Below are 12472 nucleotides of genomic sequence, written 5' to 3'. Positions count from 1 at the left end.
CCTTCATGTTGCGGGTTCACTTTACCTTTTGCCTGGATATAATTCACCAATGCATCCACGTCTACCACATCAATCGTGCGGTTAACAATGGTCGCTAAGATAGCATATCCGTCACCGCCGCCAGCCATATAGCTGTTTACAGTAATACTGTATGTTCGAGCGTGGTCAAATTAATCAATAAGATTCATAAGTTCATATTCGTGGTAAAAGAGAAATATCAAAACCAACAGAAGGAGGATGAGCATGGAAAATCTTAAAGAATTATTGAAGGAACTTCTATTAATAAACAGTTCAACAAAAGAGGGAAGCAACAAGGCAATCGAATTCTGTGGGGAATGGCTCGAGGAAAATGGGCTGAAGGTAAATATTCTTCAGAATAACGGCTATAAAATGCTGGTATCTGAGATTGGCAGCGGCGATAAAAAAGTGATTTTCAATGGTCATATTGACGTTGTCAGCGGAAAAGAGGAGCAATTTATCCCCCGTGAAAAGGATGAAAAGATTTACGCTCGTGGTTCAGCTGATATGAAAGCAGGGGTCGCCTGCATGATGCATGCGATGGTTGCATTGAAGGATGAAGACCTTAACACAAAGATTCAGCTGCAGATCGTCTCCGATGAAGAAATCGGCGGTTTCAACTGTACGGGCTATCTGGTTGAAGAAGGGTACACAGGCGACTTTGTCATTTGTTCGGAACCGACTCAGCTTGGCATTGCTTTACAGGCCAAAGGTGTTCTAAGACTGAATGTGGAAGTGGACGGTGTGCCTGCGCATGGAAGCAGACCTTGGGAAGGCGAAAATGCCATTGAAAAGGCATTTAATGTCCATAATAAAGTAAAAGACCTTCCTTTCATGCAGGAGAGCTCCGAATATTATCCTACTCCTTCGATGAACCTCGCCATCATTGAAGGAGGGGACGTGTATAACAAAGTCCCGGCTAAATGCATGTTGAAGTATGATATCCGGTACTTGCCCGAACAAACGAAGGATAGAATTGTAAAAGAAATTGAAGAGGCAGTTGAAGGCCACGTTTTTGTCTCCATGTTCAGTAAGCCGGTGAGGACAGATATAAATGATTTTTATGTTCAGAAGATCAAGGCTGCTGTTGAGGAGCACACGGGTGAGGAAGCAGTGTTCTTCGGTCAGCACGGATCGGCAGACACCCAATTCTTTGCACAACTTGGCATTCCGGCCATTGAGTTTGGTCCAGTAGGGGAAAATTGGCACGGCAATAAGGAAAATGTTGAAATCGACTCGCTCTATTTATATCAAAAGATGCTCGTTGATTTCGCCCATAATATTTAAGTTTAAGAAGGCAGCCTCGGCTGTCTTTTTTTAAGGCTCTTTTCTTATTTAATATGAAGTTCAAGATATATAGCCATAATTTACAAAAATCATCCTGTTCAGTTAGATAAGCCCTTGGACCTGAGGGGGAAATCCGTCCCTTTGGATTTGTCCGTTAGCAACAATCTATTTTATGAAGTTTAATTAGGTGAGGCGGCAGCTCTCGTACATGAACGATTAGTATCCCAAAAGAGCATGGATGAGGGGTCGGAATGCCTGGACAATAACAATCGGTGGTGTCAAAGAGCGTGAATGAGGGTGTGGAATGTCTGGAGAGAAGAATCGGTGGTGTCAAAGAGCGTGAATGAGGGTGTGGAATGTCTGTACATAATGTCAAGTCCCTATTAGTGTGTAAATATGTTTAACGACCAAAGATAATTATCATTGTTTGCTTATTATTTGAATATTCAGTCTGGTGGAGGGGCGGGGAGCCCCTCCACCAGACTGAATATTTTTTTGACTTTTTTCTGGATCTTTTATTGCATTTTCAAATTACGCAAATAAGGTTTTTGTTTCTTCCACTCTTCTTCAATATCCATGAGTACTGATCCAATGATTCGTATGGCAGATTGATCGTTGGGAAAGATGGAGATTACTTTTTCCCTTCTGCGGATTTCTCTGTTTTGTCGTTCAAGCATATTGGTGGTTCTTAAGTGAACATGATGTCTCATTTCGTGAGCATGATATTGAATGGAGTCCTCAAATCCCTCATCTAATACTTGAAGAGCTTTTTGGAACTTCTTCGTTTCTTGATACTTAACCATAAATTCTTCTTTTAATTTTCTTGCTTGGGAAAGCTGAGAGGTTCTGAAGATATCCTTAAGCTCCTGCCTAATCTCCTCCGTGTTTTTCTTGGGTAGGGCGTCCGAGATGTTTCTTATAAAATGGAAAGTACATCTTTGCCAGGAAGTTCCTAAGAAAGATTGCTTAATAGCACTGACTAATCCAGCATGGGCATCAGAAATGACCATCTTAGGAGACTGAAGGCCTCTAGATTTCAAATGAGTAAAAAAGGTTGTCCAGCTTTCCAAAGATTCTCCATGAGTAACTTGGAGACCGATTATTTCCCTGTGGCCTTCTTCATTAACAGCACACGCAACATGAACTCCTTTTGAAACAACCTTATCGTTCTCCCGAACTTTTATGTACATAGCATCCACATATAAGTACGGAAAGTACATTGTGTTTAGAGGACGGTTTCTCCATTCATTTACAATGGGATCTAAAGATTTTGTTAACTCAGAGACAAAAGACTTTGAAACTCCTTTCCCACATAGTTGTTCAACAATCTTAGTCACTTTTCGGGTTGACACCCCGTTGACAACCATCTCCATCATGGACAGAATAAGAGCCTGTTCGCAGCGTTGATACTTCATAAATACAGTGGTAGAAAATTCCCCATCTCTTGTGCGGGGAACTTTCAATTTTAATGTTCCAGAAGGAGATATTAACTCACGTTCATAGTAACCATTCCGGTAGCCTTTTCTATCTTCAGAGCGCTCATGCGGAAGAGCATTTATATATTCATCTCTTTCTTTTTCCATTAAGCCATTCAGTATCAATGATAAAGAAGCTTTAACAGGTGATTCTAAGGGACTGCTTTCAATCTTAGCTTTAAGATCTTCTAAGTTTATAGTAATATTTAATTGGGTCATCTTTTCATACCTCCATGTTTGGTTTGTTTTTTTGGTCGAAAACATTTTAACATGGGTCATGAAAGATGACCTTTTTTATTTACACAATTATATGGACTTTATCGTACATAAAGAATCGGTGGTGTCAAAGAGCGTGAATGAGGGTGTGGAATGTCTGAAGATGAAGAATCGGAGGTGTCAAAGAGCGTGAATGAGGGTGTGGAATGTCTGGAAATGAAGAATCGGTGGTGTCAAAGAGCGTGAATGAGGGTGTGGAATGTCTGAAGATGAAGAATCGGTGGTGTCAAAGAGCGTGAATGAGGGTGTGGAATGTCTGAAGATGAAGAATCGGAGGTGTCAAAGAGCGTGAATGAGGGTGTGGAATGTCTGGAGATGAAGAATCGTTGGTGTCAAAAGACATGAATGAGGGTGTGGAATGTCTGGTAATGAAAAATCGGTGGTGTCAAAGAGCATGGATGAGGGGTCGGAATGCCTGGACAATAACAATCGGTGGTGTCAAAGAGCGTGAATGAGCGTGCGGAATGTCTGGAGATGAAGAATCGGTGGTGTCAAAGGACATGAATGAGGGTACGTAATCATTCGGGATGAAAAATCGATGCCTGCACAAGGACGAAATGTCGATGGGTCCAATATAAAGCACGATACTAATTTTTCCTGGTCTGCAATGGATAAAAAATTCTTCCATTCAGTACTATTTTTGGAATTATCTCTCTATTTGTAATCGTATTGCAAGCAGAACCCAAAACCCCTATAATCATTTTGGGAATCGAAATATCTATAGGGGAAGGAAGCGCTCATTATGCCTAAATCATTGTGGCTGTTAATCGCTGGGATGATGGTGAATGTCACGGCAGCGTCATTTTTGTGGCCGTTGAACACGATATATATCAATTCGCACCTTGGGAAATCATTATCCGTCGCCGGGCTGGTCTTGATGTTGAATGCCGGAGCGAGTGTCATCGGAAATCTGTTCGGAGGGAGTCTCTTTGACAAAATTGGGGGATATCGCTCGATTTTGATGGGAATTATCATTACGTTACTCGCTTTGATCGGAATGACCTTTTATCATGGATGGCCTCATTATGTAATCTTTCTTACAATTGTCGGCTTTGGTTCGGGAATTGTTTTTCCTTCTATGTATGCGATGGCCGGTTCGGTCTGGCCTGAAGGCGGCCGCAAATCATTCAATGCGATATATGTGGCGCAAAATGTCGGGGTCGCTGTCGGTGCTGCACTTGGAGGGTTAGTCGCTTCTTATTCCTTTCAATATATCTTTTTGGCAAACTTGATTATGTATGTGATTTTCTTTTTGATTGCTTTCTTTGGTTACAAGACTATCAGTATAAGTACGGCAAAACAGACATCGCTTATCCAGGAAGGTGGATTTATTAAAAATAAATCCAAATTTACGGCACTTATATTAATATGCGCCGCCTATATCCTGTGCTGGATCGGCTATGTGCAATGGCAGTCGACCATTGCCAGCTATACTCAGGAAATTAACATCAGCTTGAAGCAATACAGTTTGTTGTGGACCATCAATGGAGCGCTAATTGTGCTCGCGCAGCCGCTTCTTTCGAGAATGATCCGCCGTTTTGAAAACAATCTGAAGATGCAAATCCAGATTGGGATCGTCATCTTCATGATTGCATTTGGTGTGGCTGCAGCCGCTGATGTGTTCCAAATGTTTGCGATAGCCATGATCATCATGACAATCGGGGAGATGCTGATTTGGCCTGCAGTACCTACTATTGCCAACGACCTGGCTCCTAAGGGAAGAGAAGGATTTTATCAGGGCATCGTTAACAGCACGGCGACTGGCGGAAGAATGGTTGGTCCGCTGTTAGGCGGAATCCTGGTGGATGTTTTCGGCATTTCTACTTTATTCACCTCACTTATCGGATTATTCGCGGTGGCGATGCTATTTACAGCAATTTACGACAGGTCCCTTAAAAGCAAAGAATCTGTCTCTATATCAATCTCTTAAATTACAAGGCTATCTTCTTTAAGAAGGTAGTCTTTTTTTACTTAACGGTAACAGTCTGGTGAATTTGTTTAGAGAATGTAAAGTGAAAATACCGTTATATGCGTTTCAAATATCCTGCTCTTGCGCATTCTCAGCTCATAATCAGGTGTGTTTCAACAAAACTCACAACTTCTACCCTATATTATCCTGGTGAATCCTCATACCGTAATAGCCTGATTTTCCTATTTTAGAGCTTTTACAATTTCTCTACTATTCTTTAAAATCCCCTCAATACTAGCTTCCTATAATGAGTCTTGTAAGAGAAATTAGGAGGGAATGTCGAATGATGAGAAAAAAATTAAAGAAAAAGCTAATGCCTTTGGCGGTGGTTTCTACTTTAGCATTAGGAAGTCTAAGTGGAAATGCCTCTATCGCGGATGCTAAAGATCATGAAAAAACAAATAATGCAGAAATCAAAAACGTCATATTCCTGATTGGTGATGGAATGGGTGTCTCTTATACTTCGGCATACCGTTATTTTAAAAACAGCGGAGATTCAGAGTTTGTTGACCGAACAGCACTGGATCAATATCTTGTAGGCCAGCAAATGACATATCCGGAAGATCCAGATCAGAATGTTACTGATTCTGCTTCAGCCGCAACAGCGATGTCTGCCGGTATTAAAACATATAATAATGCGATTGCCGTTGATAATGATGGTACTGAAGTAAAAACAGTACTTGAAGCGGCGAAAGAACAAGGAAAAGCAACAGGACTTGTCGCTACTTCAGAAATTACGCATGCTACTCCGGCATCTTTCGGTGCGCATGATGAGAACCGACGAAACATGAACGCTATTGCTGATGATTATTTTGATGAGTTGGTCAATGGAGAGCATAAAGTCGACGTGCTTCTTGGCGGTGGAAAAAGCTTATTTGACCGCAGTGATCGCAACCTAATCGAAGAATTCCAAAATGACGGATTCAGCTATGTTACGAATAAAGAAGAGTTGACGAAAGATTCAAATGACCAGATTCTTGGATTGTTCGCTGACAGAGGGATGCCTAAGATGCTGGATAGAACAGAAGATATCCCTTCCTTGGAAGAAATGACGAATTCAGCAATCGAGCGCCTTAATAAAGACAAAGATGGATTCTTCCTGATGGTGGAAGGAAGCCAAGTCGACTGGGCAGGCCATGACAATGATATTGTTTCAGCGATGAGTGAAATGGAAGATTTCGAAAAAGCGTTTAAAGCAGCAATCGAGTTTGCTAAAAAGGACAAGCATACCCTTGTAGTGGCGACAGCCGACCACTCAACTGGCGGATATTCAATTGGTGCTAATGGGGTCTATAACTGGTTCGGTGAGCCGATCAAAGCAGCCAAGCGTACTCCTGACTTCATGGCAGCGGAAATTGCAAATGGAGCCGGTGTAGAAGAAACACTTAAGAAGTATATTGACCTTGAATTGACTGCAGAAGAAATTCAGTCTGTCAAAGATGCAGCAGCTTCTAAGAAAGCAAGCGAAATTGACAATGCAATTGAGAAAATCTTTGATGCTCGTTCCCACACTGGATGGACAACTGGCGGTCATACGGGAGAAGACGTACCGGTTTACGCTTTCGGACCTCATTCTGACCGCTTCAGAGGCCAAATTGAAAATACAGATCACGCAAAAATCATCTTTGAGCTTTTAGGTAAGGGAAAAAGCAAAGAAGATCTCGATGATGAAGACCACGAAAACGAAGACAATTAATTGAAACGCAAATGGCTGTCTCGCTCAAGGGTATCCCCCTGAGACAGTCTTCTTATTTTTATAGATTGATGGGGAGGGACTATTGATTTGAAAAGATTTCTGATATCTATATTATTATTCACTACAGTACTTTATGGTTGTTCCAGTGAAGAGGTAAACAATCATTCAAGCGGGGAAGCAGTAGCAGCGAGCGGCTATACTGACGAGTATTCACCTAATCCTCAGGTGCCGGATGACCGTACACTTTTGGAACAGGGAGATACTGCTTTAGATGAAAAAGGCGAAGTAACGCTGATTAAGAGTGAATACTCAGGGGAATCACATGAAATGGGCCCTATCAAATTGACTGTTCACGACTCAAAGCTTATTCATTTAGTTCCTGATCACAGTATGATCGATTATTTCCATGTCCTTACGCATGATGAAAAATTTGATTTTGTAAAAGTATTTGTAGAAATAGAGAATACTTCAGACAAAAAGGTTAACTTCGCACCAATCGCCCTTCTGGAAACCAATTCGGGAGAAAGATTTGACTGGGAAAAAGATATTTACCTGGATGACTTGAATGGTGAATTCCAAGCGAAGGAAAACAAGAAAGGAAACCTTGGCTTTATTCTTGAAAACTCCGAGAATCTTGAGTGGATAGAAATCACCACAAGCGATGTTTTTGATGAAAACGAAAAGAAAATCCTTGATGCGAAAAAAATCAGAATTGAATTATAGTCCTGATTTTGCTGGTACCTGCTTTCCGGTGCCTGGTACAAAGACGGGGATTGAACCAGGCATCGCATACTGGTTGAAAAAATTTAAATATTTAGGCTTGCAACGCGGTATATTTTTGCATAGAATAGTGAATACAATAGTTGTAATATATTTTTCAACGTTGATAAGGAGCAGTAGTGATGAAGATCCGCTTTAGAGAGTTGACGGTCGGTGGAAGTCAACCGGAAATTATCATGAACTCGCCTTTGAGTTGCAGGCGTGAAACAAAGTAAGGCTTGCCGTTTTCCGCGTTAAGGATGGAATCAAGTGAGTGCGTGTACACTAATCTGGGTGGTACCGCGGGAGATTATCAAAGACCTCTCGTCCCAATTATTATTTTTTTTAATAATTGGGGCGGGAGTTTTTTTATTGGGCTTTTTCATTGAACCCGAAACCAAATCAAAAAGGAGGTCCCGACAATGAGCTTTAACCACAAAGACATCGAACAAAAGTGGCAGCATTATTGGGAAGAACACAAAACATTCAAAACTGAAACTGAAAAAGATAAACCTAAGTTTTATGCACTGGATATGTTTCCATATCCGTCAGGTGCCGGCCTTCACGTAGGTCACCCTGAAGGATATACTGCAACGGATATCCTTTCCCGCATGAAGAGAATGCAGGGCTACAATGTCCTTCATCCAATGGGCTGGGATGCTTTCGGCCTTCCGGCAGAGCAATATGCGCTGGATACAGGTAACGACCCGGCAGAATTTACGGAAAAGAATATCAACACATTCCGCCGCCAGATTAAATCCCTTGGATTCTCTTATGACTGGGATCGTGAAGTCAATACAACGGATCCTCATTACTACAAGTGGACTCAGTGGATTTTTACAAAGCTTTATGAAAAAGGTCTTGCGTACGTTGATGAAGTAGCGGTTAACTGGTGTCCGGCTCTTGGAACTGTCTTGGCCAATGAAGAAGTCATCGACGGAAAGTCTGAGCGTGGAGGACATCCCGTTGAGCGCCGTCCAATGAAACAGTGGATGCTGAAAATAACGGCTTATGCAGACCGTCTGCTTGAGGATCTTGAAGACGTTGACTGGCCGGAGAGCATCAAAGACATGCAGCGCAACTGGATCGGCCGTTCTGAAGGAGCGGAAGTCAATTTCTCAATCGACGGAACTGACAAGAAGTTTACAGCATTTACTACACGTCCTGACACCCTTTTTGGAGCAACATACGCGGTATTGGCACCTGAGCATCCGCTTGTCGATGAAATTACATCCAGCGAGCAAAAAGAAGCGGTTGCTTCTTATATTGATAAAGTCAAAGCGAAGAGTGACCTTGAACGTACGGACCTTGCAAAAGATAAGTCAGGTGTCTTCACAGGTGCCTATGCGGTAAACCCTATCAACGGAGATAAAATGCCGATCTGGATTGCCGACTATGTATTGATGAGCTATGGAACAGGTGCCATCATGGCCGTTCCAGCACATGATGAACGCGATTATGAATTTGCTCAAAAATTCGATCTTCCAATCAAGGAAGTCGTTGCCGGCGGAGATGTGGAGAAAGAAGCGTATACAGGTGACGGAGAGCATGTGAATTCTGACTTCCTTAACGGTCTTGGCAAAGAAGAAGCCATCACGAAAGCAATCGAATGGCTAGAAAAAGAAGGTGTCGGCGAGAAGAAAACGACTTATCGTCTTAGAGACTGGCTGTTCAGCCGTCAGCGCTACTGGGGCGAGCCAATTCCGGTCATTCATTGGGAAGATGGCACAACAACGACAGTACCGGTTGAAGAGCTGCCTTTGACACTTCCAAAAACAACAGAAATCAAACCTTCGGGCACAGGTGAATCTCCACTTGCCAACATCAGCGAGTGGGTGAACGTAACCGATCCTGAAACAGGCAAAAAAGGACGCCGTGAAACGAACACGATGCCTCAGTGGGCAGGAAGCTGCTGGTATTACCTTCGTTACATCGACCCTCACAATGATGAGGCGCTTGCGAGCGAAGAAAACCTTAATCACTGGCTTCCGGTCGACATGTACATCGGTGGTGCAGAGCATGCGGTGCTTCACCTTCTGTATGCCCGTTTCTGGCACAAGTTCCTATATGATATCGGGGTAGTTCCGACGAAAGAGCCATTCCAAAGATTGTTCAACCAGGGTATGATTCTTGGTGAAAACAATGAGAAGATGAGTAAGTCGAAAGGTAACGTTGTCAATCCGGATGAGATTGTTTCAACACATGGCGCTGATACGCTTCGCATGTACGAAATGTTCATGGGACCGCTTGAAGCATCCGTTGCCTGGAGTGAAAACGGCCTTGACGGTTCCCGCCGCTTCCTTGACCGTGTCTGGAGACTTCTTGTTGATGAGAACGGAAACATCAGCGAAAAGGTAAAAGACGCAGAGAACAAAGATTTGGATAAGACGTATCATCAAACTGTGAAAAAAGTGACAGAGGATTTTGAAGGGCTTCACTTCAATACAGGTATTTCTCAAATGATGGTCTTCATTAATGATGCATACAAAGCGGACGTTCTTCCAAAAGACTATATTGAAGGATTTGTGAAACTTCTTGCACCGGTTACTCCTCATATTGCAGAAGAACTTTGGAGCAAACTTGGTCATGAAGGAACTCTTGCTTATGCAGAGTGGCCAAAGTACGATGAGTCCAAACTTGTTAGCAATGAAATTGAAATCGTCTTCCAGGTAAACGGTAAAGTGCGTGCGAAACTGACAGTACCGCGCGATATTAGCCGGGATGAACTTGAGGAAATCGCCCTCAAGGATGAAAAGGTCCAGGAGTTTATTGAAGGAAAGACTGTGCGGAAAGTTATCGCGGTTCCAGGAAAGCTTGTTAACATCGTAGCTAATTAATTTAATTGGCCGGTGCCTGTTTGGTACCGGCCTTCTTATTTTTCCTGCGAATAGAGCTTTGATATAATGAGAAAATAAAAGTGAAAGGTGGTTACATAATGCCAGAGTATAAAACAATCACGACAGATGAATTAAAGAAAAAGCTGGAGCAGGGCGAAACCTTGGAAATGGTCGATGTCCGTGAAGATGAAGAAGTAGAGGAAGGTATGATTCCTCAGGCAAAACACATCAAAATGGGAGAAATTCCAGAATCCCTGGACAAGTTCGATAAAGACAAAGAGTACATTCTCATCTGCCGCTCAGGAAACCGCAGCGGGAAAGTCAGTCAGTTCCTGCATGAGAAAGGCTATAAAGTCGTCAACATGGAAGGCGGCATGCTGGCTTGGGAAGGCGAAACCCAGCCGAAGGATAAATGCATTTAAGTTTGTTGAAGCACGCTTTTGGGCGTGCTTTTTTAATTTGTTTTCAAGCGGTCTTGGTGGAAGTTCAGGTGTCGATTTTTGTCGTTCGGTCGATAAATGTGGAAAATCGCTGATAAAATTTTGGAATCGCCGATAAACTCACGGAATCGCTGATAAATTTCAAAAATCGCCGATAAGACTGAACAGGTTATTGAGCAGATCCGGAGAATATCGATATACGACAAAAAGATAGGGCTGATAAACGACAATACCAGGTCGATATTTGACAAAGCACGGCCGATAAGCGACATTAACTGGTCGTTATTCGACAAATTTACATCGATAAAATTTTTCTTAGAAAAAATCTGAGACATTTCCCCACTAGTATCCGTCTGTTAAGTGAAAATAAAAATCAGGTGGTGTGATATGACAAACAGTGCTGAACGAACAGACCAGCCGGATAGGTCCATAAGAGATCTGGTCGTCCTATATGGGGAGGATGTAAAGAGACTCACATATTCATACGTGAAGAATTGGAATGCAGCTGAAGACTTGGTACAGGAGGTTTTCATCACAGTTTTTCAAAAAATTGATACGTTGGAGAAAGGATCATCAGTTAAAGCATGGGTCTTGTCCATTGCGGCAAACAAGTCAAAGGATTATCTGCGAAGCTGGCATTATAAAAAGCTATTATTTACAAATTCATTTACTACTAAAACGAACGCAGAAAGTCCGGAGTATCATTTAGTGAAGCAGCAGGACAAAACAGAGCTGAGTGAAGCAATATTTTCCCTTCCAGTGAAGTACAGGGAAGTCATCATTCTTTACTATTATCAAGAACTAACAGCAGAACAGATGTCTAAAGTATTAAAGATCAATTCCTCGACAATCAGGACTCGTTTATCTCGGGCACGTGACCTTTTGAACCAAAAGCTTGGAGGGGAATCACTATGAAAAACAAGCAAATTTATGAAGCCATTCACGACCACATCGGTCAGGGGCGTGTGTTCTCAAAAGAAGAAGAACATGAGCTGCTAAACAAAATTCGGGAACATGATAACCTTAACTCAAGAAAGAGATGGTTTCCCGAGTTAATTGGCTGGAGTCTGGCAGCGGCTGCACTTCTTATAACATTAAGTGCCATAGGTACACAAATTGGATTGCTGCCTTTTTCTACGGGGGGACAGCCTGAAGTGTTGGATACTTCATTATTGAAGGAATCGAAAATCAGTGGCTTGGAGAATATGTCTGAAGAAGAGAAAGAGCATTTTCTAAACAGATCACCTAAATCGTATTACGCTGACTCGACTGAGGACGCTCTCAAGGCAATTCCGTTTAAACTGACATTGCCGGAGGAGCTCCCGATTGAAGGGGAATTTGTGGTAACAGATATTAAGGACTGGCATTTCGATTCAAACTCTGATGGAAAAGATATTTCTATTGATCTAATAGCTGGTGGCTTTAAAAATAAAATGAATAACAACACTATCATGATTAGTGCTTCAGATTTTAATAAGGTCATTTCCGGGGAAGACAGCAAGTCTGTTCAAGAGGTCCAATTAAATCATGGAATTAAAGGAAGAGTCGATATCACCCACACAGGGGGCTCAATTCGATTTAAGAATAGGTTCGGGATTGAAATTACTATCGTTTTTAACCATGAAGCAAACGAGTATGATACCCAAAAAGAGTTAATCAACCTGGCCAACCAAATGATTGAATAAGAGGTTAAAAGGATGAACCCCAATTGGCTT

At 42.2% G+C, this 12472-nt stretch carries 10 protein-coding genes and 1 other annotated feature; of the genes, 9 read left to right on the top strand and 1 reads right to left on the bottom strand.

The window, feature by feature from the left end; genetic code table 11:
- The first annotated feature begins 243 nt into the window (after nt 1-243).
- Entirely contained in the window at nt 244-1305 is a 1062-nt protein-coding gene (locus V1502_RS16525) for a M20 family metallopeptidase (protein WP_409251723.1), read from the top strand.
- Nucleotides 1306-1820: 515 nt separating this feature from the next.
- On the opposite strand, the gene V1502_RS16520 is transcribed toward V1502_RS16525, so the two are convergent.
- Nucleotides 1821-2999 carry an IS256 family transposase gene (locus V1502_RS16520; protein WP_409250759.1) on the bottom strand — a complete coding sequence of 393 codons (1179 nt, stop codon included), beginning with the start codon at nt 2997-2999 and terminating at the stop codon, nt 1821-1823.
- Between the two features lie 362 nt (nt 3000-3361).
- Here V1502_RS16520 and V1502_RS16515 point away from each other — a divergent pair, with 362 nt between their 5' ends.
- From V1502_RS16515 to V1502_RS16480, 8 genes are all read left to right on the top strand, one after another.
- Nucleotides 3362-3511, top strand: coding sequence for a hypothetical protein (locus V1502_RS16515; protein ID WP_409251722.1), 150 nt, complete (start codon nt 3362-3364; stop codon nt 3509-3511).
- A gap of 287 nt (nt 3512-3798) precedes the next feature.
- The gene (locus tag V1502_RS16510; protein WP_409251721.1) at nt 3799-4986 is read left to right on the top strand and encodes an MDR family MFS transporter; all 1188 of its coding nucleotides are present in this window, start codon (nt 3799-3801) and stop codon (nt 4984-4986) included.
- 322 nt (nt 4987-5308) lie between these two features.
- Nucleotides 5309-6721: an alkaline phosphatase gene (locus V1502_RS16505; protein WP_409251720.1), complete on the top strand. Its 1413-nt coding sequence runs from the start codon at nt 5309-5311 to the stop codon at nt 6719-6721.
- An 87-nt stretch (nt 6722-6808) separates the two neighbouring features.
- Nucleotides 6809-7444, top strand: coding sequence for a hypothetical protein (locus V1502_RS16500; RefSeq protein WP_409251719.1), 636 nt, complete (start codon nt 6809-6811; stop codon nt 7442-7444).
- A gap of 151 nt (nt 7445-7595) precedes the next feature.
- Nucleotides 7596-7815 (top strand) — a binding site (T-box leader).
- Between the two features lie 87 nt (nt 7816-7902).
- On the top strand, nt 7903-10317 hold the full coding sequence (gene leuS / locus V1502_RS16495) for a leucine--tRNA ligase (protein WP_409251718.1): 2415 nt from the start codon (nt 7903-7905) through the stop codon (nt 10315-10317).
- 98 nt (nt 10318-10415) lie between these two features.
- On the top strand, nt 10416-10739 hold the full coding sequence (locus V1502_RS16490; protein WP_409251717.1) for a rhodanese-like domain-containing protein: 324 nt from the start codon (nt 10416-10418) through the stop codon (nt 10737-10739).
- Nucleotides 10740-11144: 405 nt separating this feature from the next.
- Nucleotides 11145-11672 (top strand): sigma-70 family RNA polymerase sigma factor, encoded by a 528-nt coding sequence (locus V1502_RS16485; RefSeq protein WP_409251716.1) that lies wholly within the window; start codon nt 11145-11147, stop codon nt 11670-11672.
- Nucleotides 11669-12442, top strand: coding sequence for a hypothetical protein (locus V1502_RS16480; RefSeq protein ID WP_409251715.1), 774 nt, complete (start codon nt 11669-11671; stop codon nt 12440-12442). The genes V1502_RS16485 and V1502_RS16480 overlap by 4 nt, the downstream gene beginning before the upstream one ends.
- The last annotated feature ends 30 nt before the right edge of the window (nt 12443-12472 follow it).

The sequence above is a fragment of the Rossellomorea sedimentorum genome, from assembly GCF_046237645.1.
Lineage (GTDB): Bacteria > Bacillota > Bacilli > Bacillales > Bacillaceae_B > Rossellomorea > Rossellomorea sedimentorum.
The sequence above is the reverse complement of the archived record's forward strand: the minus strand, read 5'-3'. Positions and strand labels throughout refer to the sequence as shown.

Excerpts from the sequence above, each read along its gene's own strand:
- V1502_RS16510 (WP_409251721.1), top strand. The coding sequence starts at position 3,799 with ATGCCTAAATCATTGTGGCTGTTAATCGCTGGGATGATGGTGAATGTC.
- leuS (WP_409251718.1), top strand. The coding sequence starts at position 7,903 with ATGAGCTTTAACCACAAAGACATCGAACAAAAGTGGCAGCATTATTGG.
- V1502_RS16505 (WP_409251720.1), top strand. The coding sequence starts at position 5,309 with ATGATGAGAAAAAAATTAAAGAAAAAGCTAATGCCTTTGGCGGTGGTT.
- V1502_RS16480 (WP_409251715.1), top strand. The coding sequence starts at position 11,669 with ATGAAAAACAAGCAAATTTATGAAGCCATTCACGACCACATCGGTCAG.
- V1502_RS16515 (WP_409251722.1), top strand. The coding sequence starts at position 3,362 with ATGTCTGGAGATGAAGAATCGTTGGTGTCAAAAGACATGAATGAGGGT.
- V1502_RS16485 (WP_409251716.1), top strand. The coding sequence starts at position 11,145 with ATGACAAACAGTGCTGAACGAACAGACCAGCCGGATAGGTCCATAAGA.
- V1502_RS16525 (WP_409251723.1), top strand. The coding sequence starts at position 244 with ATGGAAAATCTTAAAGAATTATTGAAGGAACTTCTATTAATAAACAGT.
- V1502_RS16490 (WP_409251717.1), top strand. The coding sequence starts at position 10,416 with ATGCCAGAGTATAAAACAATCACGACAGATGAATTAAAGAAAAAGCTG.
- V1502_RS16520 (WP_409250759.1), bottom strand. The coding sequence starts at position 2,999 with ATGACCCAATTAAATATTACTATAAACTTAGAAGATCTTAAAGCTAAG.